Source organism: Pseudomonas sp. S2_H10, assembly GCF_054668285.1.
The window spans coordinates 85578-112563 of sequence record NZ_CP162754.1 but is presented as its reverse complement, the minus strand read 5'-3'; the positions used below and the strand labels follow the sequence as shown (position 1 = coordinate 112563).

Annotated in this window: 12 protein-coding genes and 1 pseudogene; 9 read left to right on the top strand and 4 right to left on the bottom strand. The window is 63.4% G+C overall.

Annotated features, from left to right (window positions below; genetic code table 11):
- From AB4O16_RS00405 to AB4O16_RS00385, 5 genes and pseudogenes are all read left to right on the top strand, one after another.
- Positions 1–11319 (top strand): annotated as a pseudogene (locus AB4O16_RS00405) (VCBS domain-containing protein).
- A gap of 43 nt (positions 11320–11362) precedes the next feature.
- Complete coding sequence (locus AB4O16_RS00400; protein ID WP_160388681.1) at positions 11363–12898, top strand: TolC family protein; 1536 nt, start codon at positions 11363–11365, stop codon at positions 12896–12898.
- Positions 12879–13685 (top strand): efflux RND transporter periplasmic adaptor subunit, encoded by an 807-nt coding sequence (locus AB4O16_RS00395; RefSeq protein WP_160388680.1) that lies wholly within the window; start codon positions 12879–12881, stop codon positions 13683–13685. Before AB4O16_RS00400 ends, AB4O16_RS00395 begins: the two co-directional genes overlap by 20 nt.
- Positions 13682–15028 carry an efflux RND transporter periplasmic adaptor subunit gene (locus AB4O16_RS00390; RefSeq protein WP_460156695.1) on the top strand — a complete coding sequence of 449 codons (1347 nt, stop codon included), beginning with the start codon at positions 13682–13684 and terminating at the stop codon, positions 15026–15028. The genes AB4O16_RS00395 and AB4O16_RS00390 overlap by 4 nt, the downstream gene beginning before the upstream one ends.
- Positions 15028–17124, top strand: a complete 2097-nt coding sequence (locus tag AB4O16_RS00385; protein WP_460156694.1) for an HlyD family efflux transporter periplasmic adaptor subunit — start codon at positions 15028–15030, stop codon at positions 17122–17124. Before AB4O16_RS00390 ends, AB4O16_RS00385 begins: the two co-directional genes overlap by 1 nt.
- A 36-nt stretch (positions 17125–17160) precedes the next feature.
- Here the strand turns inward: AB4O16_RS00385 and AB4O16_RS00380 are convergent, their stop codons facing one another.
- The 4 genes from AB4O16_RS00380 to AB4O16_RS00365 form a co-directional block, all read right to left on the bottom strand.
- A complete protein-coding gene (locus tag AB4O16_RS00380) occupies positions 17161–17436 on the bottom strand; it encodes a type II toxin-antitoxin system RelE/ParE family toxin (protein WP_460156693.1) in 276 nt (91 codons plus the stop codon).
- Positions 17436–17708, bottom strand: a complete 273-nt coding sequence (locus AB4O16_RS00375) for a CopG family ribbon-helix-helix protein (protein WP_460156692.1) — start codon at positions 17706–17708, stop codon at positions 17436–17438. Before AB4O16_RS00375 ends, AB4O16_RS00380 begins: the two co-directional genes overlap by 1 nt.
- A 132-nt stretch (positions 17709–17840) precedes the next feature.
- Positions 17841–19532 carry an aspartate-alanine antiporter gene (aspT, locus tag AB4O16_RS00370; RefSeq protein WP_460156691.1) on the bottom strand — a complete coding sequence of 564 codons (1692 nt, stop codon included), beginning with the start codon at positions 19530–19532 and terminating at the stop codon, positions 17841–17843.
- A gap of 25 nt (positions 19533–19557) precedes the next feature.
- Positions 19558–21171 (bottom strand): mechanosensitive ion channel family protein, encoded by a 1614-nt coding sequence (locus tag AB4O16_RS00365; RefSeq protein WP_460156690.1) that lies wholly within the window; start codon positions 21169–21171, stop codon positions 19558–19560.
- A 308-nt stretch (positions 21172–21479) separates the two neighbouring features.
- Between AB4O16_RS00365 and AB4O16_RS00360 the strand changes: the two genes are divergently transcribed.
- From AB4O16_RS00360 to AB4O16_RS00345, 4 genes are all read left to right on the top strand, one after another.
- Positions 21480–22739, top strand: coding sequence for a mechanosensitive ion channel family protein (locus AB4O16_RS00360; RefSeq protein WP_160388675.1), 1260 nt, complete (start codon positions 21480–21482; stop codon positions 22737–22739).
- Between the two features lie 637 nt (positions 22740–23376).
- Entirely contained in the window at positions 23377–24198 is an 822-nt protein-coding gene (locus AB4O16_RS00355) for an SDR family NAD(P)-dependent oxidoreductase (protein WP_160387508.1), read from the top strand.
- A 26-nt stretch (positions 24199–24224) separates the two neighbouring features.
- Entirely contained in the window at positions 24225–25286 is a 1062-nt protein-coding gene (locus AB4O16_RS00350) for an MBL fold metallo-hydrolase (RefSeq protein ID WP_460156689.1), read from the top strand.
- 96 nt (positions 25287–25382) lie between these two features.
- Positions 25383–26915: an arylsulfatase gene (locus AB4O16_RS00345; protein WP_160387504.1), complete on the top strand. Its 1533-nt coding sequence runs from the start codon at positions 25383–25385 to the stop codon at positions 26913–26915.
- Positions 26916–26986: the final 71 nt, after the last annotated feature.

Genomic DNA, 26986 nt, shown 5'->3' with positions numbered 1-26986 from the left:
ATGCAAGGGTCAGGGCGTTCATTTTTCGGTTCTCATTTGCGTCCACAGCGCCAGGCGCTGGCGCTGGAACCGCGGATTCTTTTCGACGGGGCGGCCGCTTCGGCCGCGGCCGATCAGCACCACAGCGACCCGACTGCCACGCCGGCAGCGGCCGACGCCGCGGTTCCTCATGCCACCGCCACTGAAGGTCGTGCCGCCACCGAGCAGGCCCCATCGGCGGCGCGCAGCCTGCTGGTGCTGGACAGTCGTATCGAAAATCGCGATCAACTGCTGGCCCAATTGCCCGGCAACGTCACCGCCATTGTGGTCAACGCCGGTGAAGATGGCCTGGCGGCGATTTCCGCGGCACTGGCGCAGCTGGGCAAAGTCGATTCGATCCAGGTCATGTCCCACGGTGCCGCCGGGCAATTCACCCTCGGCAACCGCACCATAACCGCAGACAACGTCGACCAGCTCGGGCAGACCCTCGGACAATGGCGCAGCAACCTGACCCAGGGTGCGGACATCCAGCTCTATGGTTGCGACATTGGTGCCGGGGCGGCGGGCAAGACCCTGGTCACCGAACTGGCGCGGTGGACCGGCGCCGATGTGGCCGCCTCCAGCAATGACACCGGCAGCACCAAAGCCGGTGGCGACTGGGCGCTGGAAACCCGGGTCGGCGACATCGACAAGAGCATCGCGATCAGCAGCGCCGCCATGGCCGGTTTCGACGGCTTGCTCGCCGATGCCGCACCGACCGCCAGCTTGCCCACCGCTGGCAGCGATGTTTTGTTGGGCGACAACTTCTCGTTCACCGTGAACTTCAGTAACCCGTCCACACAAGCCGGCTTTGCCCCCTTCATCAACCTGGCGCTGCCGACCACCGGACGGGACGGCAATGACGGCGTGAACTTCATTTCCGCCAGCTACCTGGGCCAGAACCTGATCACCCACTCGGTGACATTCGACGCCAACGGCAACGCCACTCACCCATTGGCCAAGGACGCCAACGGCAATTTCCTGATCGTCAACGCATCGACCTACGGGATGCGCGCCGGCGACACGCTGGTGGTCATCGAGCTGCCGTTTGCCAGCGTCACCAACGGGCAACCCGTCATCCCGGTACAGATCAACGCGAGCCTGAGCAACCTGGCCGACACCAGTTTTTCCAATGGCACCCCGGACCTGACCATCCGCACCAGCGGCGGCTTCCAGTTCGGCAACGACGCCCTGGACAACCCGACCAACGACCCGAGCCTGATCCAGGCCGGCACGGCCGCGTTTGTGGTGCATCCGACCGTCATCACCTTCGATGAAGTCCTCAACACCCCCGAGGGTGAAACCGCCACCGGCCCGAACTATGGTCGGACTTTGACCCTGTCCGTGACCCCGGCCCCGGGCCAGACGCTGTCCAACGTCGTGGTGACCCAGCCATTGCCGGACAATGTCCAGGTCACCGCCATTACCCCGGGCCCCGGCGGACGCGTAACGTCCATCACCCTGCACGATGGCACGGTGGTCACCAACGCCGCACAAATCGCCGTGCTGATCGCCGCCAACGACGTATTCATCGACTCGTTCTCCGTGACCTATGCCAGCCTGACGGGCAAGACCGATACCGTGGTCGCGTTCTATGTGCCCGAGGTCGATGCCAACGGCCTGCCGATCATCAACCCGGTCACCGGCGACGATGTAACCATCACCCTTGGCGCCCCCAGTGCTTCCGGGCAATGGGTACCGCTTGACCCTCGGGACGTCACCGCACCGAACACGACCATCGACTTCAGCGGCACCGGGCTGCCCACGGATTTCATCGCCAAATCGATCACCCTGCTCAAGACCGTGGCCGTGCAGACCGATATCGGCCATACCGGCATTACCCCCGGCGATACCTTGCAGTACAGCCTGAACCTGGCCGTTTCCGACTACTTCGCCTTCGGCAAGGACATTTTCAACGGCGGTCAGCTGATCATTCGCGATCAGCTCAGCGATGGCCAGACGCTGACCGGCACGCCGACCCTGACCGTCACCATCAACGGCGTCCAGCAGTCCATTACCCTGGTGACCACCGTCGTCAACAACGCCGACGGCAGCACGTCGATGGCGTTCGACATTGCCCAGTCGTTGCGCGATTCGTTTGCCTTGCGTGGCTGGCTCAATGGCGACCTGGCGTTTGACGATCAACTGCAGGGCGCGATGCTGGCGGTGCTCAGCTATTCGGCCATCGTCGGCCAGACCTACAAGCCGCCTTCAGGCAACCCGCAGCCGGAAATCAATGAAGGCGATGAACTGGGCAACAGTGCGGTGGTCGATGGCACCCTGCTGCAAGACCCGCTCAACCTCACCGGCCAGAGCGAAACCGATAATTCCGCCACCACCAGCGTGATCCCGACCAGCGTCGTCGATATCAGCGTGGTCGAGGTCAATAACGGCACCCCGCCAACCAGCGGTGAACTGCGCCCTGGCGATGAAGTGACGTTCCAGCTCAGTTACGACCTGGTCACCGGTGATTACGAACAGTTCAAGCTCACGGCGTATCTGCCGTTGCCATTGTTCAACGTGGGCGGCGTGACCTGGGCCACGGGCAGCGATGTCGGCCAATGGCAGCTCGGCCCCGGCAACACCAATGCCGGCGGCGTGATCAGCGTCACCAGCGCCGACGGCAATTCGGTGGTCTTCGATTTCGGCAGCTTCGCCACGGCCGACACCACCGGCAGCCGCATCGTCATCCGCTTCACCGTGCGCGTGGGCGACCAGCCGTTTGCCGACCAGCGCTCGCTGGACGTACTGGCGCAATAGAGCCAGCAAACCACCCTCACCGACCGTACGCTGATTTCCTCCGACGTCGCGGTGATTGTGTCCGTGGCCGAGCCGGTGCTGAACATCAAGCACGGCGTGGTCTCCGGCACCAACGGCACCGTCAGCAACACGACCGGCAGCTGGAACCCGCCGGGCAGCACCGGTGTGCCCTTCAATGGCAGCGTCACCAGCCTGGCGGCTGTGGACGGCAACATCACCAACATCGACGGCGGCGATCGCCTGCGTTTGGTCACCGCGATCGAAAACAGCGGCGGTGGCGGCGCCTTCGATGTCAGCACCAGCATCACCCTGCCGACCGGCCTGAGCTTCGTCGGCGGCAGCCTGGCGGCAGCGAACCTGCAGATTTATCGCGGTGACGGCACGCTGCTGGTGTTGGGCACCGACTACAGCGTGAGCGGCAACCAGATCACCTTCCTCGATGCCGGCGGCCAGGCCACGCTTCTGGCCGGACGCAGCGGCACCGCCGCCGACACCAGCGGCGCCAATCTGGTGGTGATCAGCTACGACGTGGCGGTCAGCAACTCCATCGAGGCCAGCCGCACCCTGCAGTCCACCGCGACCCTGAGCAATTACGCCAGCGTCGATGGCGGCACCGATTTCACCCCAAGCGACCTCAGCGACCTTGCCAACCAGCAGATCGCCGCGCCGGCCATTCGCAAAGTGTTTGCCGACGGCACGCTCGACAATGGCGACTCCAGTGCCGGGCACACCACCGGCAGCGACCTGGTGATCGGCGAAAGCATGCGCTACGACATCGTCATCACCCTGCCCGAAGGCAGCACGCAAAACCTGCGCATCGACGACCTGATCCCGGCGGGCATGCGCCTGGACACCACCTTCAACGGCGGCCTGGGCTACCAGATCATCACCACCCGCACCGGCAGCGGCGCCCTCGGTGCGGACTTCGCCGGCAGTGTGCTGGTCAGTGGGTTCGCCGGACAGGGCGGCACCCAGGGTGGCGATGGCGTGGATGCGCGCTGGACCTTCAGTGTGTCCAGCGCCTCGGCCGACAACCAGACCGGCAACAACACCTTCGTGATTCGCGTGCAATTGGTGGCCAGCAACGTCATCGGCAACCAGGCGAACGTTTCCCGGCAAAACAACGCGCAACTGGTCTACAGCGATCCGGACAGCAGCACCGCCAACGGCAATGTCGCGGTGGATCGCACTGTCGCGCTCACCGGTGGCCGGCCTTCGGTGATCGTGCGCGAGCCCACCCTTCAGATCAATCAGGCGCTGACCTCGACCACCGGCAACGGCGGTTATGACCAGGGCGACACCGTCAGCTTCACGATCACCATCAGCAACGGCAGCGCTGCCAGCGACTTCAATGCCTTCGACATCAGCTTTCTCGATAACCTGCCGACCCAACTCAGCAACCTGACGTTGGTGGGCGTGCTGTACCAGAACGGCGCCACCAACAATGGCGGCGTGGGGTTCGAGATCGTCGGCGGTCAGTTGCGCACCGCCAACGGCGCCAATATCGACATCACCAAGGGTGGCAGCATCGTCTTGCAGGTGACCGGCGTGGTCAATTCCACGGCAGCGGCAGCCTCCAACTTCGCCAACGTGGCAACCGTGCAATGGACCAGCCTGGACGGCACGCAAGGCGGCGAACGCACCGGGGTCGATGGCCTGATCAACGGCGGCACGCTCAACGACTACCGCAATGCTTCGACCCTGATCGTGCCCGTGGCACAGTCCATCGAGATCTCCCGGGTCGGCGGTTTGCCGGACACGGCGGCACCGTCCCCGACCACGGCCGCCCAGGAACAGGTGACCATCGGCGAAGTGATTCGCTATCGGGTGGTGGTACTGGTCCCCGAGGGCAACAACCCCAATTATCAGATTCAGATCACCCTGGCCAACGGCCTGCAGTTCATTTCACCCGACGCCCTGGTGAATGCGTTGCGCATCGCGTTCATTTCCAATGGCGGGCTGAGCAGTGACGCCAACCTGATCGTCGGCGGCACGCTCGACGTCAATGGCAACGAGAACAGTCCCCAGGCCTTGCCGATCACGCCCGACCTGTCGGGGCTGGCGCCCAATGGCGTGTTCGACCCGAGCCGCCTGACCGTGGTGACCAATCCCGACGGCAGCCAGGTCGTGACCTTCAACCTCGGCAACGTGGTCAACAGCGCCGACGACGACGATCTGGAAGGCATCGCCATCGAGTTCAACGTACGGGTCAGCAACACCGCCAGCAACATCAGCGGCGCGCAACTGGCTGTCTCGGCCCATGAGATCGTCAATGGCGCGGGCCGAGCCAACAGCGACACGGTTTTCGAACGCATCGTCGAACCAAGCTTCAGTGGCCTGGACAAACAGATCGTCACGTTCAACCCCAACCCGAGCGGCACCACCGGCAGCGCCACGGTGCAACTGAGCTTCACTCAGAACGGCGGCCTGCCGGCATTCGATACGCGAGTCAGCGACAGCTTTGCCGGAGGCAGCAACTACACCCTGCTCAGCGTCAGCATCAACGGCACCACCTTCGGCCCCGGCAACCTGCCGGCGGGCGTGAGCTTCAGCACCACCGGCGGCTTGAGTGTCGATTTCGACCAACTGGACGTGGGCGCACAGATTCAGGTGCGCTATCAGGTCACGTTGCCCAACGCCTCGATAGTCGCCAGCAGCAACGCCACCCTGACCTGGAGCAGCCTGCCCGAAGACTTCACCAATTGGGGCGGCAACTTTGTCGGCATCGACGGCAGCGTGAACGGAGAGCGCACCGGCAGCACCGTAGGCCCGAACCAGTACATCCTGCGCGACAACGCCGGGCTCGGCGTCATCACCGGCACCCTGTGGAACGACACCGCGTCGCCGACCGCCAGCGCCACGCCCGACGGCGCCGGCCTGGCCGGGCAGACCGTCACCCTGACCTGGGCCGGCGTCGACGGCCAGCTGGGTACTACAGCCGACAACCTGACATTCACCACCGTCACCGACGCCAACGGCCAGTACCGTTTCGGTGTGCTGCCGCTGGGCGTGTTCCGCATCGATGTGCCGGCCGGGCTGGTCAGCTACCCGCAGCCGCTGGGCGATTTGCGCGTGCGGGTCGACACCGATGCCGGAACGCTCGGGCAGATCACCATCACCCTGGGCGATGCCGCCACGCAAGCGGCCAATGCCGGTTATGTCGAACAGAACGATGCACCGGTCAACACCCTGCCCGGCACCCAGAACGCTCAGGAAGATGTGCCGCTGAGCATTGGTGGTATCAGCGTCGCCGACGTCGACGCCAACCGCGACCCGAATGCCGCCGACCGCAACCTGAGCGTGATCCTGAGTGTGCTCAACGGCACCTTGTCCCTCGGTGCAACCGTCCCCGGCGTAACCGTAACCGGGACCAATACCACCACACTGACCCTGACCGGCACCCTGGCCAACCTCAACACGGCGCTGGCCAGCCTGCGTTACCTGGGCAACCTGGACTTCAATGGCACCGATACCCTGACCGTGGTCAGCAATGACCAGGGCAACTATGGCGATGCCAACGGCGATGGTTTGCCCGGCGGAGCAGGCGATGCCCTGAGCGACACCGACACCCTGCAAATCATCCTCGCCCCGGTCAATGACCCGCCGGTGGCGGTCGATGACAGCGCCATCGCCGTTGAAGCGGGCGGTACCAACAACTCGGTCATCGGGGTCGACCCTCGGGGCAATCTGCTGGTCAACGACACCGATGTCGATATCGACACCAATGCCGACCGCTTGAGCGTGCAGTCGGTCGGCCCCGGCGCCGGCATCCAGACCCCGGTGGTCGGCGTGGTGGTGATCAACGGCCAATTCGGCCAGTTGCTGGTCGGCAGCAATGGCTCCTACGAATACGTCGTCGATAACGACAACGCCGCCGTACAGGCCCTGCGCCTGTCCGGCCAGACCCTGACCGATCGCTTCGACTACGTTGCCGGGGACCTCGCCGGGGCGACCGCTACAGCCACGTTGACCGTGACCATCCAGGGCGCCAACGACACGCCGGCGGGCGTGAATGACAATGGCGTTGCCGTCGAAGCCGGAGGCGTGGCCAACGGCACCCCGGGCAGCGATGCAGTCGGCAATGTGCTGACCAACGACACCGATGTGGACAGCGCGGCCAATGGCGAAACCAGGACCGTGACGGGCATCCGTCCGATCCCGGAGGTGGTGCCGGGCGCTTTCACGCCGGTTGCCGCCGCCACCAGCGTGGCCGGTCTGTATGGCACCCTGACCATCAACCCCGATGGCAGTTATCGTTACGTGGTCGATAACAACAACATCCGCGTCCAGCGCCTGAGCGCCGGTGAACAACTGCTTGAATTCTTCAGCTACCGGCTCACCGATACCGGCGGCCTCGACGACGTGGCGCAGTTGCGCATCGTGGTGCAGGGGGCCAATGACAATCCGGTCGCCAGCGATGACCAGGCCGAGGCACAGGCGGCCTCCTCCAACGTCAATTCCAGCGAAAGCAACCCGAGCGGCAACGTTGTCCAATTCCCGAGTCGCCCGGGGCTTGTCGATAACGGCGTCGATCGTGACGTCGACGCCGTCGACCAGCCCAGCAGCCAGTTGCTGGTCAACGGCGTGATCAATAAAAGCGAGGCCACCTACAACCCGGCCATCGATGTCCTGAGTGGCGTCGCCACCGGCACCACCTCGGCCGACGGTACGGTGGTGACCGGCCTGTTCGGCACCTTGCGCATCGGCGCCGACGGCTCGTACTTCTACGATGTCGACAGTACCAACGCCGCCGTCCAGGCGCTCGCGGCAGGCCAGACCCTGACCGAGTTCTTCACCTACCGGATCACCGACACCAACGGGCTGACCGATACCGCGCAACTGGTCATCACCGTGCACGGCATCAACGATCCACCCGTGGCGCAAAACGTGATTGCCATTGCCACCGAACAGGGTGGCGTGGCCAACGGCACCGCGGGCTTTGATCCTTCCGGCGACGCCACGGCCAATGACTTCGACCCCGATGGCGACCCGTTGACCGTGACCCTGATCAAGGCCGGCGCCGAAGGCGGCACAGGCACGCCCATCGCAGTCAATGCCGGCGGCACGGTGGTTGTCGGCCTGTACGGTACGCTGACGATTTTCCCGGACGGCAGCTACAGCTACGCGCTGGACAATAACAATGCGGATGTCCAGGCGTTGCGCCGTGGCGTCGATTTGTTGCTGGAGCGCTTCACCTACACCGAAAGCGACAACACCGGCCCGACGCCGGAAACCGACTCGGCGGAAATCATCGTGTTGATCCGCGGCCAGAACGACAACCCGGTCGCCGCCGACGACACCTCCATCGCCATTGAATCCGGCGGCACCAACAACAATCAGCCCGGCCTGGACCCTATTGGCAATGTGCTGGACAACGACACCGACGTCGACGGCGGCGAGGTGCCCGCCGACCTGCCCGACCACGACTACGGCGAGACCCGCGCGGTGTCTTCGCTGCGCACCGGCAACGAAGCCGCCACCGGCACGGCCGGCACCCTGGGCAGCGAGCTGCGCGGCACCTATGGCTGGCTGACCCTGAATGCCGATGGCAGCTACAGCTACCGCCTCGACAACAACATGGCCGAAGTCCAGGCGTTGCGGTTCGGCGAACGCCTGGTGGATGCCTTCAGCTACACGGTGATCGATGCCGCGGGCACCGAAGATCGCGCCACCTTGAACATCGACATTCGCGGCCGCGATGACACGCCGATCCCGCGCAACGACATCAGCATCGCCTTCGAGGCCGGCGGCCTGAACAACGGCACCGCAGGGACCAACCCTTTCGGCAACGTATTGCTCAACGACACCGACGTCGACGGCAATACCGAACGGCTCAGCGTGACGGGATACAACGAAGGGACCTCGGTCGGCGTGCTCGGCAGTGGTCTGGTCGGCCAGTTCGGCACCCTGACGTTGAACGCCGACGGGACCTTCAGTTATCTGGTCGACAACGACAACCTGCGGGTCCAGGCCCTGCGCACGCCTTTTGACGTGCTGACGGAAACCTTCACTTATCAGGTTCGCGATCTCTTTGGTGCCAGCAACACCGCCACCCTGACCATCATCATCCGCGGCGCCAACGACAATCCGCGGGCGGCGGACGACAGCACGGTGGCCGTCGAGGCCGGCGGCACCGCCAATGCCACGCCGGGGCTGAACCCTTCCGGCAACGTGCTGGGCAATGACCGCGATGTCGACGCCAACGACAGCAAGACCGTCACCGATGTCCGCGGTGGCGACAAAGCGGCCGCAGGCACGTTCACCACGGTCGGCACCACGCAAACCCTCAATGGCCTGTACGGCACCCTGACCATCAACGCCGATGGCACCTACAGCTATGTGATCAACAACAACCTGGCCGCTGTCCAGGCGTTGAAAGTCGGCGATTCGCTGGTGGAAACCTTCACCTACCGCATGCGCGACACCGCCGGCGCCACCGATGTCGCCCAACTGGACATCCGCATCGACGGCGCCTGGGATGCCCCCGTGGCGGCCAACGACGTGGCCCTCGCGGTCGCCGATGACGGCAAGGGCAACAGCGTCAATCCGTCCGGCAACGTGTTGCCCAACGACACCGATGTCGATCAGGGCGACAGCCTGCACATCACAGGTATCCGCTTCGGCACCGAAGCGGCGGGCGGCACCCTGGACGCCGTCGATCCAGGCACCGACAACACCAACGGCACCTTGATCAACGGACTCTACGGGCAACTGATCATCGGGGCCGACGGCAACTACACCTACGTCGTCGACTCCAGCAACCCGACGGTGCTGGCGCTGGGGCCGCTGCAATTTCTCAATGAACGCTTCACCTATCAGGTCACCGACCTTGGCGGGCAAAACGATCTGGCGGAGATTCACATCATCATCCGCGGGCGCAACTCGGCGCCGGTGGCAGGTGGCGATGCGTCGACGGCCGTGGAAGCTGGCGGGCTCAACAACAACCAGAGCGGCATCGACCCCTCGGGCAATGTGCTGGGCAACGACACCGATGCCGAAGGCGACGCCCTTAACGTGTCGGCGATTCGAACCGGCGGGCTTGCCGATACCGGCACAGGCGGCGCCGTGGGCACTGTGCTGCGCGGGCTTTACGGTGACCTGCTGATCAATGCCGACGGCAGCTACACCTACACCGTCGACAACAGCCTCGCGGTGGTCCAGGCCCTGCGTCAAAGCGGCCAGACACTGACGGACGTCTTCAGCTACACCCTGTCCGATGTCTTCGGTGCCAGCAGCCAGGCCGAGTTGCGCATCACCGTCGATGGCCGCAATGACACGCCGATTGCCCGGGACGATAACTCTGTCGCCATCGAAGCGGGCGGCGTGGCCAATGGCACGCCAGGCAGCAACGGCACGGGCAACGTGCTGGCCAACGACAGCGATGTCGATGGCGTGGCCAATGGCGAAAGCAAACTGGTGCTGAGCGTCACCGGCGAAAACGGCCAGTCCGCCGGCGCGGGGCAAGTGCTGAGCGGACGCTACGGGCAACTGATCATCAACGCGGACGGCAGCTACACCTACCTGATCGACAACAACAACCCGGTGGTGCAGGCTCTGCGCACGGCGGGCGAAACCCTCAGCGAAACCTTCACCTACCGCATGACCGACACCGCCGGGGTCACCTCGGATGCACGCCTGACCGTGGTCATCCAGGGTGCCGACGACAACCCGGTGGCGCAAAACGACAGCGCCACCGCCAGCGACCAGACACCGGCGCCACAAGCCACAGGCAATGTATTGCCCAACGACAGCGACGTCGATGGCAACGATCAACTGCAAGTGGTCGGGGTACGCACGGGGGCCGAAAGCGGCACAGGCACGACGGGCGTGATCGGCCAACCGATCCTCGGCCTCTACGGCACCCTGGTACTCAACGCCGATGGCAGCTGGACCTACACCATCGACCAGAGCAATCCCCAAGTGCTGGCAGCCGCCGGCCTGGGCCTGGTGCTCCAGGACGTCTTTACCTACACCGTCAATGATCTTGCCGGGGCCAGCGACCAGGCGGAACTGGTGATCACCCTGGACATTGCCACGCCGTTCATTCCGGCACCCCAGGGCAACTTCTTCGACCGCGACCTCACCCGGCCGGACGGCAGCCTGCTGATCCCCGATCCGTTACCGGCGATCTTTGTCACGCCGGTGGTCGAGCGTAACGCCCGGTTGAATGAGCTCTCGACCTGGAATGCCGATGGCAGCAACCTGCGCATCAGCTCCAGCGGCGAGTTCACCAGCGATTCGCTGGGCAATGGCCTGGGGTTGGTGCCCGGACAATTCGTCGCCGATGCCGTGCGTGACAGCCGGATTGAAAGTGAACTGGAAATGGCCTGGATTCTTGGCCGGCATGGCCGCGTCGGCCTGAGTGCCGACGGGTTGTTGAGTGACCCGTCGCTGTTCGCCATCGATGCCGCCGAGTTGACCCACGGACAGGCACAGGTGGAAAAACCGGAAAAAGCCCAGGAGCAACGCCCGGCGCGGGGATTCAGCGCACAGGTACGCCATGCCGCGCAACGCCTGCACCCGGCGAATCGGGGTAACTGAAGTGACCCAACAGAATAAATTCGAAGAGCACAAAGGATTGAACATGCCGAAAAATGCGACGAGGTTCATCAGTTCCGCCCTCGCTTCTGCGCTGCTGCTCAGTGCCTGTTCGTCACTGGAGCCCAAGCCCTCCACCGACGAAGAGAACCGTCAGCGTATCCTCGCCGATCAATCACGCATGTATTCCGGCCAGGAACCGGTCACAGCGCCCATCACCTTTTACGAAGCGGCCGCGCGGGCGCTGAAGTACAACCTGGACTACCGCCTCAAGCTCATGGAGAGCGCCCTGGCCTCGGACCTGCGCGATGTGTCCAGCCATGAGATGTTGCCCAAACTGGTGGCATCGGCCGGGTATGCCGGGCGCAACAACGATTCCGGCGGCACCTCCATCGGCATCGAAGACCGCCAGGTCAGCTTGCGGCCGTCGACCTCCGAAGAGCGCTATCGCGAGCTCTATGGCCTGGGCCTGAGCTGGAGCCTGCTGGATTTCGGCGTGGCCTATTACCGCACCCAGCAAAAAGCCGATCAGATCCTCATGGCCGAGGAGCGTCGGCGCAAGGTCGCGCAGAACGTCCTGCAGGATGTGCGCAATGCCTACTGGCGCGCCCTCGGTGCGCAACGACTGATGCCGGAAGTGGACAAGCTGCTGATGCGCACCCACTCCGCGCTGACCTCGGCCCGGGAAGCCGAAACACGTGGCCTGTTGCCGCGCCAGGAAATCCTCGCCTACCAACGCGCCCTGCTCGACTCCATCTACCTGCTGACCGTGCGCCGCCAGGACCTGGAGTTCGCCCAGGCCGAACTCGCCGCGCTGATGTCGTTGCCGCCGGGCTCGAAAATGATCCTCGCCGACATGCCGGATCCACCGTTGCCTGAGGTGCATCAGAGCCTGGCGCAGCTGGAGCAACTGTCCCTGGAGCACCGCCCGGAAATCATGGAAGAGTGGTATCGCAAGCGCGTCAACGAGAAAGACCTGGACATTGCCAAGGCGCAACTGTGGCCCAACGTCTCGGCGGATTTCGGCTACCGGTACGACACCAACAAGTACCTCTACAACAACGACTGGAACGCCACCGGGCTGCAAGTCTCGATGAACCTGATACGCCTGCTGCAATTGCCCTCGCTCAATGCCGCGCAGAAATCCCAGAGCGAAACCGATGACGCCCGCCGGGTGGCCCTGTCCATGGCGATCCTGACGCAGGTGCGCGTCGGCACCCTGCGCTATCAACTGGCGCGCCAGGAAGTGGAGTTCACCGAAGACAGCCTGCGGGTCGATCGCAGCCTGCTCGACTACGCCCAGGCGGCAAAAAGCGGTGCCCTGGGTTCCGAGCTCGAGGTGATCCGCTCCGAAGGTCGTTACCTGCTTTCGCGCTACCAGCGCGAGGCGGCGTTTTCCAGTGCGCAGGCCGCATGGGGGCGCTTGTACAATTCCGTGGGGCTGGACGTCCTGCCGGAAGAAATCTCCAAGCACGATATCAAGACCTTGTCGCGGGAAATCCAGCGCACATTGAATGAACAGGAGCAGCAACGCCTGCTCATCAGCCAGCAAGGAACGCCGAATGCGCAAAACCGCCCTTGAGTCCCGTGTAGGGGCCCTGCTGTTGGCCTGTATGATTTTGCCCGTCAACGCCGATGACACGCCGTCGGCCTCCAACCTCGATAGCGCCAGCGCCATTCGCGTGTTGCTGGCCGCTGAACTGGAAACCACCCTGTCGAGCCAGATGAGCGGCACCCTGGGCGAGATGAAAAGCGGTTTCGGCGAGCACGTCGCCAAGGCCGAGGTGCTTGCCCGCTTCAATTGCAACGAGGCCGAGGCCCGCAGCAAAGTGGCCGCCGCCGAACTGGCCATGGCCAAACAGAACCTGGAGGCGAAAAAACAGCTGCGTCAGCTCAACGCCGTGGGCGATATCGAAGTGTCCATGGCCAACACCGAAGTACAGAAAGCCGACGGCGCCCGCGCCATGGGCGTGGCCCAGAGTGGTTACTGCCAGGTACTGGCGCCGTTCTCCGGGCGTATCGCCAAGGTCTACGTCAAGCCGTACCAGACCGTCACGGCCGGCACCCCGCTGTTCGACCTGGTCAGCGACGGCGCCTTGAAAGTGCGGCTCAACGTACCGTCCAACCTGCTCAAGACACTCAAGCCCGGCCTGGCGCTGCAAGTGAGCATTCATGAAACCGGCAAGACCTACACGGCCCATGTCAGCGCCATCAACTCGCGGGTCGATGCGGTGGCCCAGACGGTCGAGCTCGAGGCCCGGCTCGACCAGAAATACCCCGACCTGATGGCCGGCATGAGCGGCACCGCTCAGTTCAACCAGGACACTGCCCAGCAAAACCCGGCACTGCAAAACAGTCCCCAGCCATGACAATGAACGAGCCCCTGCCCCACCCTCACCTGCTGCTGGAACTTGACGCACTGCGGGACAAGGCCATGGCCGCCGACTCGCTGAACGCCCTGGCGTTCAGCATGGCCAATGACCTGTACCCGTTGTTGCCGTTTCATCAGGCGCTGGTCTTTGCCCAACGGCAATCGTCGCTGGATCTGCTGAACGTCTCCGGGCTGTCACGCCCCAGCGAGGATTCGCCTTATCTCGTCTGGCTGCGCCGGGCCAGTCGCTGGATCGCCACTCAGGTGCCCGATGGCGAACCGGTGTGGCTGACACCGGACACCACCACCCCGCCGCCGGACATCGTCGAAGGCTGGAGCGAGTGGTGGCCAGCGGGCCTCTGGTGCGTTGCGCTGGAGGACCGTAACGGGCAACGCCTTGGCCTGTTGGTGTTGCTACTGGAACAAGAGCCGCCGGCGGTGCTGCGGCAACACCTCAAGGGGCTGGTCACCACCTGGGGCTACTGCTGGGCCGCGCTGACCGGGCATCGGCGCATCAGTCGCTGGCGGCCCAACCGCAAGCAAGTGCTGTTGGGCCTGATCGTACTCGGTGCCTTGCTGTTGCTGCCGGTACGGCAAACCGCCCTGGCCCCGGCGGAAATCGTCTCGCGACAGGCACAAATCATCAGTTCGCCCATCGACGGCGTGATCGAGCAGATCCAGGTGCGCCCCAACCAACCGGTGGACACCGGCACGCCGCTGTTCTCCCTGGACGAAACCACCTTGCGCAGCCGTGCCGAAGTCCTGGGCAAGGAAGTCGCCGTGGCCGATGCCGAATTGCAGGCGGCCAGCCAGCGGGCGTTCGATAACCCGCAAAGCAAAAGCGAGCTGACCCTGCTCCAGGGCCGGGCCCAGCAGCGTCGGGCCGAACTGGCGGCGGTGCAGGCGCAGCTCAAGCGCACCAGGGTCCTCTCACCGCGCGGCGGCGTGGCGGTGTTCAGCGACCCGAACGACTGGCTGGGCAAACCGGTGGTCACCGGCGAGCGCATCATGCAGGTGGCCGACCCGACCCAACCGGCCATGCTGATCCAGTTGGCGGTGGCCGATGCCATCGCCCTGGAGCCTGGGGCGCAAGTCACGCTGTTTCTCACGGCGTACCCGCTGACCCCGCTCAAGGGCGAAATCCTCGAGACCAGTTACCAGGCCCGCCCCAGCGATGAAGGCGTGGTCGCCTACCGTCTGCTGGCCAGCGTCGAGGGTGCGCCGGAGCATGCGCGCCTGGGCCTGCACGGCACCGCCAAACTGTACGGCGGCCGGGTGATGCTCGGTTACTACCTGCTGCGCCGGCCGCTGGCGACGCTGCGGGCGTGGAGTGGCTGGTAATGCTCGATCCCGCTGACTTGCCCGTGCCGCCATTGCGCGAGGACCTGCGCCTGAGCGAAGCCGCCAACGGCAGCAACGGCGAACCGGCCTGGGTGATCCAGGATACGGTGATCAACCGTTTCTACCGCATCGGCTGGCTGGAGTTCGAATGCCTGCTGCGCTGGGGGCAGTCGCCCCGGCGGATCAGCGAACAGATTGCCGAAGGCACCGCGCTCAAACCGGATGTCGAGCAGGTCCTCGAATTCCGCCAGTTCCTTGAACAGCACCAACTGTTGCGCGCAGGCCCGGCCGCGCTGGAACGGCTCAAGGCCAAGGACGAGGCAGGCAGCTGGCTGAGCTGGCGCTGGTGGTTGCACCACTACCTGTTCTTTCGCATCCCGTTGCTGCGTCCGCAACAGCCCTTGCAACACCTGGCCCGCGCCCTGGGCTGGCTGTTTCACCCGCTCACCGGCCTGCTGGTGTTTGCCCTGAGCCTGTGGGGGGTGATTCTGGTCCTGCAACAGTGGGATGTCTTTACCCACGCGGTGGTCGAGTCGTTTTCCACCGAAGGCCTGTTCAGTTTCGCCCTGGCGCTGATCGTCGCCAAAACCCTGCATGAACTGGGGCATGCACTGGTGGCCACGCGCCTGGGTCTGCGCGTCGGCCACATGGGCATCGCCTTCGTGGTGTTGTGGCCGATGCTCTACACCGACACCGGCGAGAGCTGGAAACTCAGTCGCTCGCGCCAGCGCCTGGCAATCGCCTCGGCCGGTATCGTCACCGAGCTGTCCCTGGCCGGGTTGTCGACCCTGGGCTGGGCGCTGTGCGACCCGGGCCCGCTGCGCAATGCGCTGCTGTACCTGGCGACCACCAGCTGGCTGCTGTCACTGGCGCTCAACGCCAGCCCGTTCATGCGTTTTGACGGCTACTTCATCCTCTCCGACCTGTTGGACTTTCCCAACCTGCACGAGCGCTCATCGGCCCTGGCGCGGGTCACCCTGCGGCGCAATCTGCTGGGTCTGCAGGAAGACTGGCCGGAAGCGTTCCCGCCCGGTCAACGCCGACTGCTGGTGACGTTCGCGATCATTACCTGGCTGTACCGGCTGGTGCTGTTCCTGGGGATCGCCCTGGCGGTCTACCTGTTCTTCTTCAAATTGCTGGGGATCATCCTGTTCATGGTCGAATTGTCCTGGTTTATCGCCATGCCGGTGGTACGCGAGCTGAATCACTGGTGGCAACATCGCGCAGGCATCCCGAGCCGACGCAAGGTGCTGTTCTATGGCGTGCTGGCGCTGATTGTCGCCGGGCTGGCGGTGCCTTGGCACAGTCAGATCGATGCGGTGGGTGTGGCCCGCGCCGAACACCAGTTGCGCGTCTATGCGCCCTACCCGGCGCGCCTGCAATCGATCCAGGCCGAAGGCCCGGTCAACGCCGGTGAAACCCTGATCGTGCTCGACGAGCCGGACATTGCCTCGCGCCTGCAAAGCAGCGAAGCCAACGCCCGCAGTTACGAGGCGCGTCTGTCAGGATTGCTGGCCGACCCCGGCGGACTGCAGGAAGACGCCGTCACCCGGCAACGCCTCAACGTGCAATTCGAAGAAGCCCGGGCCGCGCGCTCGGAGATCGCCCGGCTCAACCTGCAAACCCCCTTCGCCGGGCTCTGGCTGGACGTCAATCCGGACTGGAAAGCCGGCCAGTGGGTCGGTCGCCAGGAATCCCTGGGCATGTTGATCGACCCGCGCAGCTGGCAGGTGGACGCCTACGTCGCCCAGGACCAGGTGCATCGCATGGTCACCGGCGACCCTGTGCGATTCTACCCGGACGGCCAGACCACCCCGTTCAAGGGTCGCGTACTGGTGATCGGCAGCACCCGCGCCAGCCAACTGTCGCACCGCATGCTGTCCTCACGCTTCGGCGGCCCGGTGCCGACGACGTCAGCGGAACACGCACTGATCCCCAGCGCGGCATTGTTCCAGGTGCTGGTCCAGCTCGACGAACCCTTGCCAAGCCTGCGCGAAACCCGCGGGCATCTGAAGATCGAAGGCGAACGCCGCAGCTTGCTGGCCGACGGTGCGACGCACTTGATGGCGGTGTTGATGAGGGAAAGTGGATTCTGAAGGCAGGACTCGAGATTCGTCCCTGATTGGCAAGCGCTATCGATGCTCGCGTGTATGCCACAGACGCAGCAGGTAAAGGGTCGAATGCTGGATTTCATAGCGAAGTTCATAGTGACCGATCAGGATTCGGCGCACATCTCGCGGGTCGAACTCCTCCAGACGCTCCCCAATGCGCGGGTTGGCCAACAAAGTGGCTGGAGCAGCAACCAACTGTTGAACCGTATGGACAGCGGCAGGTTGATTGACGGTGGCGAGAAACTCATACAAGCGAGCTACATCAGAAAGCGCTTTGCTGGCCCACTTCAACTCCATCAGCGCGGCACCGGCAATGGAGAGTCTGTACCAAGGCTTTCGGCCCATGCCTGGACAGCCTGATGGTCAATGACACGACCGGCGTCTACATCGGCCAAGGCCTCACGGGTCAAGCGACTACGCTCCTCTTCCTGATCCAGCCACGCTGACAGTGCCTGCTTGACTATCCAGTTTCGAGAACGATCCAGTCGTTCAGCCAGTTCATCAACCCGTTCGGCCAGGTCTACCGGGACGTGTGCTGTCACTGATCGGGTTTTGACGGTAGTAGCCATGACATTTGCTCCAATGCCGCGAGATGCAGCAGACACCTGTTGACGTTATTCAAATTGCTTCAATATGAAGTAGATTTAATCATATTTAATAAACCTGAATCATCAAGCGCGATAGATGGTCAGTGCAGTCCACTAGCCGGCCACCACAAACACAATGATCGGCCCACACACCGCCAGCAACACGTTGGAAATCGCATAACACACGGTAAAACCAATCACCGGGGTGTTGCTGCCGGACTGTTCGATGATCTTGTTCATCGACGCCGCTTCGGTTTGTGCGCCTGCCAGTGCGCCGAACAGGATCATCGGGTGCAGGCGCAGCACGTAGCGGCCGAAGTACAGGGCCACCAGCGGCGGCACGATGGTGACCACGGCGCCGGACAGCAGCAACGCCAGGCCTTGTTCCTTCATCGCGGCAAAGGCCGCAGGGCCTGCCAGCAGGCCAACCACCGCGCCGAACGCGGTCAGGCCGAACTCGGAAAACGCCCACTGCGCGGCCGGCGGCAAGGCGCCGATTTCCGGGTGGCGCGAGTTGTACCAGCCAATCACCAGGGCGGCGACCAACACCCCGCCACCGATGCCCAGCTCCACGGGGATCATCCCGATGTGGGTCGACAACAGCCCCAGCAACGAGCCCAGCACCATACCGAGGGTGTGCACGGCAATGTCGCTCTTGTAGTTGTTTTCGCGAATCCGCCCCAGGCGCTTGGCCACCGCTTCGACGCTGGCGGTGCGACCGGTCAGGGTAATCACGTCGCCCCGACGCAGCACCGTTTTGGGCAGCAACGGCAACTCGTAGCCCTGGCGGGTGATGGTATTGATAAAACAGCCCAGGCGCCTGGCGCTTTCCAGGCGGCTTTTCGCCTGATGGATGGTCTTGCCGGCGAACTCCGGCGAGGTCACCACGATGTCCACTTCGCGGGTGGGGAAAGACAAGGATTCGGCATGGTCGATTTCCGGTCCGATCCACTGGGTGAGCGTGCCCACGGCTTCGCGCAAGGCGTAGACCCCGACGATGTCCCCGGCCATCAGCGTGAATGCTTCGTCACGCTCGATGATCTTGCCTGCCCGCACCACACGTTCGACGGTCAGCGACTCGTGCTGTTTCTCCACATCGGCAATGCGCTGCCCATTCGCCGAACCGTTGTCCGCCACCTGATGGGCGCGCACGACAATGCGCGTGTAGGGCACGGTGATCGCGTCTTCTTCCTTGGCGATGCCCAGCTCCAGCTCCAGCTCCCGAGCCGATGCCCTGAGGTCCACGCCCAGCAGTTTCGGAGCAATGCTGCCGACGAAGACGATCAGGCCGATGGTGCCGAACAGGTAGGTGATCGCATAGGCAATCGCCATGTGGCTGTTGAGCTGGGCCCTGGCCGCGGTGTCGATCGACAGTTGATTGATGGTGCTGGTGGCGGTACCCATGATCGCCGTATCGGTCAGCGCACCGGCGCCGAGCCCGGCGGTGAACCCGGCGTCGAAATCGAAGACCGCATTCATCAGCAGGATTGCCGCCAGCGCAGTGCCGCACAGCACCACGCTCAACAGCACCAGTTTCAGTGTGCCGCGATTGAGGCTGCCGAAAAATTCCGGCCCGCTCTTGAAGCCCACCGCGTAGATGAACATCACGAAAAACACCGACTTCAGGCCGGTCGGCACTTCCAGGCCGATCTGGCCGATCAGCAGCCCCATCAGCAGTGCGCCGGCCACCGAACCGAGGTGGAAACTGCCGATGTGGATGCGGCCGACGAAGACGCCCAGGGCGATGGCCAGGAACACCGCGATTTCCGGGTCAGTCCGCAGGGCGTGGAGAATGAACTCAAGCATGGTGCGAACTCCCTATCAGGCGAAATCAGGATTCCTTCGGTTCTTGGGCCGGGGCCGGGTACCACTTGTCCCGGGGCACCCATTTCTCTTGCTGCGGATCGCCCAGGTAGTGCGGCGACATGATCTGCACGCCATACTCGTTGAACACATCCTGGATGTTGGCGTGCAGCATGCTCAGCAGCACCGCGCGCGGCCGGGGCTGGCTGGGAATGGCCTGGGCCACCAGGCGGTATTCCGGATAGAAGTCCGACAAAGCCGTCTGGAACACCTGGGCCGGCGGCACTTCGAGAATCCCCGGCGTGCGTGCCGCGGCCTCCAGCAGCATCGCCTCGACCTGGCGCCACGGTGTGTCGTAGCCGATGGTCACGACCGTATCGACCACGTAGCCCGGGCCTTGTACGACCCGCGAGTAGTTCTTGGTGACGGTGCCGGTGATCATCGAATTGGGCAGGGTCAGTACCTCGCCCAGACCGGTGCGAATGCTGGTGGTGAACATGCCCAGTTCAGTGACCGTGCCTTCGTAGTCGCCAATGCGCACGAACTCACCGGGGCGCAGGGTTCGGGTGTAGGTCAGGATCAACCCCGCCGCTGCCTGGCCCACCACGCTGGTGGCGCCCAGGGAAATCATCAGGCCGATCAACACCGACAGCCCTTTGAATGCATCGGTGCCGGCCCCCGGCAGGTACGGATAAGCCATGGCCAGGGCAAACAGCCAGATCGCCAGGGACGTCAGGCGTTGGGTCGGTTGCAGGGTTTCATGGTTCAGCCAGCTGAGGGTTCCCGGGGCCGCCATGCGCCGCAGTATCCGGCGCATGAACGCGGTGGCGCCGCGAGCGATGAAGAAGATCGCCAGCGCCACTCCCAACCCGGGTATGGCACCGACGATCCCTTCCAGCAGATAGCCGCCGAGTTCCAGCAGATAGTTGTTGAGGCTTTCGCCCCAGGGCCGGGTGTAGGGAAAACGTGACAGGACAAAACCCAGCCATTCGTACGTCAGCAGCAGCACGACGATCCAGCGCACCAGCTCCAGCAAACGGCTGACCAGCGGATACAGGTAATTGGCGTCGACCAGCGGAACCCGCCCGACCTTCAGGGCCTTGGTGTGCCGATGCATCAGTTCGGGCAGCTTCTTCAGCACCCTGCGCCGCAGGTACGACATGCCAAACAGCAGCGCGATGTAAATGCCGGTGGCGATCAATGCGGCGACTACCGAGCGCAGGATCAACTGCAGGCTGCGGGCTTCGCGGGTTTCGGCCACGACCTGGCGCAGTCTGTCGGCCGCGGCTTCGGCAGCCTGCTGTACCGTGTCGTATTCGGTCGCGTCGAAATCCTTGGGCGAAACGATAAAGGCACGCCGACTGCCCAGCAGCACCATGTAGCTTTTCATGATCGGGTCGAGGGTGACCTTGAGGTCGTCGGTGTCATCCAGCGCCTCACCGATCACCGCTTTCGCACGCTTGACCCGCGAGGCCGGCCCTTCACCGAGGATGGTCGCGCGAAACACCATGATGCTGCGGTTGGCCACTTTCAGTTCAACGGGAGCATCGACCACTTTCGGTGCTTCATCTTCGGCCCACGACTGCACCGACCACATCATCCCGAAAACAGTAAACATTACAGCGAGCAGCCTGCTCCGCATGTGCCACATCCTTACTTCACAAAATTCAAACCGAGGGTACGTATCGCAGCGTAGTTCACCGATGAACGGTTGTCAGATTTCGCCTCAAGCCATGTGACGCAGTTGTCTGCTTCCATCAATCCGCGGACTCAAGCCTGCGGGGCCGGCTGCGATCGCTTGACCGGCGCCGGCCCCTAGCCGTTCGTGTTTAGTCAACTCATATTCGTGATCCATCAAGTCAGGCGCATCGCAGCTGCGTAGGCTTGGTCCCTTGCTGAATGGATTCATCCAATCCATTTCCCTCCACGGCAAAGGAATCGATCAGACCTATGAACTTCACCCGGCTTTGGCTCGATCTTCAGGGTTTCTGGAGCTCGCTCGACAAACACCCGCATGTGTACGCCAGCTTGACCCTGTTGCTGTTGCTCATCGTCGCCCTGCTACTGGGGCGAGCCGCCGGTTATCTGGTGCGGCACGGGGTCGGCCTGCTGGGACGCAAGCCGTCCATGCGCTGGGTCAACGACCTAGCCGACCACAAGGTGTTCCACCGCCTGGCGCAAATCACCCCTTCGCTGCTGGTCCAGTTCGGCTTGAATGTGGTGCCGGGGTTGAGCGACAAGGCGCAGAATTTCCTCGGCAATGTCGCGCTGGCGTTCACCCTACTGTTCCTGATGCTGGCCATCAACGCCGTGCTCGATACCCTGCTGGTGATCTATGCCCGCACCCCGCATGCCCGCACTCGCTCGATCAAGGGTTACGTGCAGCTGGCCAAGATGGTGTTGTTCGTATTGGCGGCGATCATCATTGTCGCCACCCTGATCAACCGCTCGCCGCTGTTGTTGCTGTCCGGCCTTGGCGCCATGTCGGCGGTGATCGTGCTGGTCTACAAGGATACGCTGCTGTCGTTCGTCGCCAGCGTGCAACTGACCAACAACGACATGCTGCGCGTCGGTGACTGGATCGAGATGCCGCAACTGGGCGCGGACGGCGACGTGGTGGACATCACCCTGCACACGGTCAAGGTGCAGAACTTCGACAAGACCATCGTCTCGATTCCCACCTGGCGCCTGATGTCCGACTCGTTCAAGAACTGGCGCGGCATGCAGGCCAGCGGCGGCCGCCGGATCAAGCGCAGTCTGTTCATCGATGCCGGTGGCGTGGGTTTTCTGGCCGATGACCAGGCGCAGCAGCTCCATCAGGTGCGCTTGCTCAGCGACTACATGGGCCGCAAGCACACTGAACTCAAGCACTGGAACGACGCCCAGGGCAACGTTCCCGCCCTGTCCGCCAATCGCCGGCGCATGACCAACATCGGCACCTTTCGCGCCTATGCTCTGGCGTACCTGAAAAATCATCCGGACATTGCGCCGCACATGACCTGCATGGTGCGCCAGATGCAGGCCACGGCCCAGGGTGTGCCGCTGGAAATCTACTGTTTTACCCGCACCACCGAGTGGGATGACTACGAGCGCATCCAGGCCGACATTTTCGATTATCTGCTGGCGGTGCTGCCGGAATTCGGGCTCAGCCTGTACCAGCAACCGAGCGGCAATGACTGGCGCAGCGCCGGGTTGGCGACCGCCCTGTAGGGGCCGGCTTGCTGGCGATGGTGACCTTGAGAACGCTATCGCCAGCAAGCCGGCTCCTACAGGTGCAGCATCCAGAACATTCGCAGTTGAGTTTGAAATAACCTCGTCGTAGGAGCCGGCTTGCCTGCGATGGGGAACTTGAGAACGCCATCGCCGGCAAGCCGGCTCCTACAGGTGCAGCATCCAGAACATTCGCAGTTGAGTTTGAAATAACCTCGTCGTAAGAGCCGGCTTGCTGGCGATGGCGTCCTTGAGAACGCTATCGCCGGCAAGCCGGCTCCTACAAGTTCAGCATCCAGAATATTCGCAATTGAGTTTGAAATAACCTCGTCGTAGGAGCCGGCTTGCCGGCGATGGCGTCCTTGAGAACGCTATCGCCGGCAAGCTGCTCCTACAGGGGCAGCATCGAGAACATTCGCAATTGAGTTTGAAATAGTCTCGTCGTAGGAGCCGGCTTGCCGGCGATGGCGTCCTTGAGAACGCTATCGCCAGCAAGCCGGCTCCTACAGGGTAAACACCCAAAATATTCGTAATACATCAAGTTTCATTCGTGATTTATCAAGTTGTAGGCGGCGCGAAAAGATAACTTGGTGGCCACTGTAAAGCTCCACTTCAACCTCACTCGGCAGGTCACGTCATGACGAACTGGAAGTATCGCGCGCCTCAGGTCACCTACCTTTCCGGCGGTGGCAGCGGCATCGGGCTGGGGTTTGCCCAGGCCTTGATCGCACAGGGCTCCAGCGTCGCGATCTTCGATTTGCAGATCAGCGAACAGGTGCTGGTTCGCCTGAAACAGGCTTGCCGCGAGCCGGGGCAATCGGTGGTGTTCTACCCGGCCGACATCACCGCTCCCGACGTGGTGGACAGCGCAATGGCCAAGGCCCATGCCCAGCAAGGCCCGGCGGACCTGGCGTTCAACTGCGCCGGGCTGATGCGCAATGCGCTGTTCACCGAACTCGCTTATGAGACGTTCCACCAGGTGATCAACGTCAACCTGATCGGCAGCCGCAATTTCGCCGCCAGCGCCCTCAGGCACCTGGCGCCCCAGGGGCATCTGGTGTTCATGGCGTCCCTGGCCGGCATCGTCGGCAGCTACACCCAGTCGGCCTATGCCGCCTCCAAGTTTGGTGTGGTGGGCCTCGCCGAAGTGCTGCGGGCCGAGCAGAAACTCTGCGGCGTCGATGTGTCGGTGGTCTGCCCGGGAGAAATCCAGACCCCGCTGCTCGACTACGAACGCCAGCACGGCAGCCCCGTCACGCGCTCGCTCAACTCGGTCGCCGGGGTACTGACCGTCGACCAGGCCGTGGCGGGCATCCTGCGGGGTATCCAGCGTCGCCAATTCATGATCACGCCGGGGTTCAAGGCCCGCCTGATCCGCGCCCTGGCGCGCAAGTGCACGTCGCTGCAGCGCTGGATCGTCGATCGCAACCTGGCCAGAAGTCTTCGCGGCAATGCCTGACAACAACAAACACAGGATCCACCAGCATGAGTGCTTTTGAACAAATCCGTCATTTCGAAGATTCCCGTGCCGCTGCCGGTCAACAGGCGCGCGTCGAAGACACCCGTTTTGCCGCCCTGCAATTTCGCGCCGACATGCTCAAGGGCCCCAAGGCCCGTTATTTTGAATCGTTCAACCTGGTCAAGGTGCCCTACCCGGTTCGTTATGGCCTGCGCAACGCCTTCTCGCGCGAACGCCTGGTCGAGTACATGCACATTCAGAACCGTTTGTTCATCGTGCAGTTCGATACCCCGCAGGGCGTCAAGACCCTGCTGGTCTCGCCATCGGACCACGAGCGCAACGGTGAGACCCCGTTTTTCCGTCGCCTGCAGGACCGCACGGCCAACTGGCTGACGAAGATCCTCATCGACCGCCAGAACACCGTGCCCGAAATCCTCGCGCGCATCGGCCTGCGCCCGGAAGACATCGACTACATCACCTACGACCACCTGCACACCCAGGACATCCGCCGCTGGCTGGGCACGGACAAGCAGCCCGGGCTGTTCCCCAACGCCAAATTGCTGGTGCACTGGCGCGAATGGGAGTCGACCAAGGACCTCAACCCCTACCAGGCCGACTGGTATTGCCCGAGCGGCATCGCCGGCGTGCCGGAAGACGAGGTGATGTGCTTCGACGGTTCGATCATGCTCGGTGACGGCGTGGCCCTGATGCACACCCCGGGGCACACCGAAGGCAACCACTCGATCGTCGTGCACACCGATGAAGGCCTGTGGGTGACCAGCGAAAACGGCGTCAGCGTCGACGCCTATGCGCCATTGCTGTCCACGGCCAGCGGCGTGGCCGACTACGCGAAGATGATCGGCACCGAAGTGATCATCAACGGCAACACCCTGGAAAACGCGGTCGACCAGTACATTTCCATGGTTCAGGAAGCCACCGTCGCCGGGCCGTCCAAACGCGACCCACGCTTCCCGAACGTCTTTCCATCGTCCGAGATGACGCCGTTCTGGCTGTTCCCGGGCACCCGTCCGGCGTTCTACGTCGGCCATGCCAGGCACGGCTCGCTGCAGCCGCGCCGAGGCGTCTAGCCAACCGAAAAACCCTCGCGCGCATTTTTGCGCAACCACAGATCGTGAACCACACTCCCAGCGGTTTGCCATCGCGCGCTTGAACAGGAATTCAACATGCACTTGATTCGAACTGCCCTGCTGGGCATCGGCCTGAGCCTCGCGGCGATGGGCGTTTCCCAGGCTGCGGAAAAGCCCAACATCGTCGTGATCATGATCGACGACATGGCCCCCATGGACGTCTCGGCCTACAACCGTGGGCTTGGCGCCGTGAAGACGCCGAACATCGACCGCCTCGCCCAGGAAGGCATGATGGTCTCGGACTACTACGCGCAACCGAGCTGCACCGCCGGCCGAGCGGCGTTCATCACCGGCCAGTATCCGATCCGCACCGGCCTGACCGCCGTGGGCCAGCCGGGAGCGAAAGTCGGCATCCAGGACAGCGACGTGACCCTGGCCCAGTTGCTCAAGGCCCAGGGCTATGCCACCGGCATGTTCGGCAAGTCGCACATCGGCGACCGCAACGAATACCTGCCGACCGCCCATGGTTTCGACGAGTTCTTCGGCTTTCTCTATCACCTGAACGTGATGGAGATCGCCGAGATGACCAACTTCCCCAAGGACCCGAACTTCCCCGGCATTCCGCGCAACATGATCCATTCCGTCGCGACCACGACCGACGACGCCACCGTCGATCCGCGCTGGGGGCGTGTCGGCAAGCAGAAGATCACCGACGAAGGCCCGCTGACCATCGAGCGCATGAAGAGCGTCGACGACCAGTTCACCGACCTGTCGATTGACTGGATCAAAAAGCAGAAAGCCGCCGACAAGCCGTTCTTCCTTTGGTACAACCCGTCGCGCATGCACCAGAAGATCCACGTCAGTGACGAGTGGCTGGGCAAGAGCGGCCATACCGAATACACCGACGCCATCCTGCAGCTCGACTCGCTGGTGGGCAAACTGCTGAAAAGCCTGGATGACCAGGGGCTGGCGCAAAACACCATCGTGCTGTTTACCTCCGACAACGGGGTCAACCTGTCCCACTGGCCGGACTCCGGCGCGGCTTCGTTCCGTGGTGAAAAGGGCCTGACATGGGACGGCGGTTTCCGTGTGCCGATGCTGGTGCGCTGGCCGGGCAACATCAAGCCCAACACCTGGACGGGTGAGTTCATGACCTCCGAAGACTGGGTGCCGACCCTGATGGCGGCGGTGGGTCAAGCGGATGTAAAGGAAAAACTGCTGACCGGCCTTGAGGTCGACGGCAAAACCTTCAAGAACCACCTGGACGGCTACAACCAGTTGGACATGCTGACCAAACCCGACGGCAAGTCGAACCGCCACGAGTTCTTCTTTTTTGCCGAAACCAACATGAACGCCGTGCGTGTCGACCAGTGGAAAATCCACACCGCGGTGAAGGACAAGTGGATGGAGGATGCGAAGAAGATCCCGGGCGGCCTGGTCATCGACATCAAGGTCGATCCGTACGAGCGCTCGCCTGAAGCCGGCGACCATTTCCGCTGGCAGCAACAGCGCAGCTGGATCATCCCGATCATCGCGCCGTACATGCAGGCCTTCGCCAAGAGCATGAAGGACTTCCCGCCGTCGCAGAAAGGTGCGGGCGGGATCGGCATGGCCTCGATGGCGAACTGACGCAACACCCTCCTTCTCATCACTGTCAGCACGTGCGACAGCGGGCGCCCCCATCGGGGCGTCCGCCGGGC

Bases quoted from the DNA above. Each gene is read 5' to 3' on its own strand.
- AB4O16_RS00350 (WP_460156689.1), top strand. From the start codon at position 24,225: ATGAGTGCTTTTGAACAAATCCGTCATTTCGAAGATTCCCGTGCCGCT.
- AB4O16_RS00395 (WP_160388680.1), top strand. From the start codon at position 12,879: ATGCGCAAAACCGCCCTTGAGTCCCGTGTAGGGGCCCTGCTGTTGGCC.
- AB4O16_RS00355 (WP_160387508.1), top strand. From the start codon at position 23,377: ATGACGAACTGGAAGTATCGCGCGCCTCAGGTCACCTACCTTTCCGGC.
- AB4O16_RS00345 (WP_160387504.1), top strand. From the start codon at position 25,383: ATGCACTTGATTCGAACTGCCCTGCTGGGCATCGGCCTGAGCCTCGCG.
- AB4O16_RS00365 (WP_460156690.1), bottom strand. From the start codon at position 21,171: ATGCGGAGCAGGCTGCTCGCTGTAATGTTTACTGTTTTCGGGATGATG.
- AB4O16_RS00360 (WP_160388675.1), top strand. From the start codon at position 21,480: ATGAACTTCACCCGGCTTTGGCTCGATCTTCAGGGTTTCTGGAGCTCG.
- aspT (WP_460156691.1), bottom strand. From the start codon at position 19,532: ATGCTTGAGTTCATTCTCCACGCCCTGCGGACTGACCCGGAAATCGCG.
- AB4O16_RS00400 (WP_160388681.1), top strand. From the start codon at position 11,363: ATGCCGAAAAATGCGACGAGGTTCATCAGTTCCGCCCTCGCTTCTGCG.
- AB4O16_RS00385 (WP_460156694.1), top strand. From the start codon at position 15,028: ATGCTCGATCCCGCTGACTTGCCCGTGCCGCCATTGCGCGAGGACCTG.
- AB4O16_RS00390 (WP_460156695.1), top strand. From the start codon at position 13,682: ATGACAATGAACGAGCCCCTGCCCCACCCTCACCTGCTGCTGGAACTT.
- AB4O16_RS00380 (WP_460156693.1), bottom strand. From the start codon at position 17,436: ATGGAGTTGAAGTGGGCCAGCAAAGCGCTTTCTGATGTAGCTCGCTTG.
- AB4O16_RS00375 (WP_460156692.1), bottom strand. From the start codon at position 17,708: ATGGCTACTACCGTCAAAACCCGATCAGTGACAGCACACGTCCCGGTA.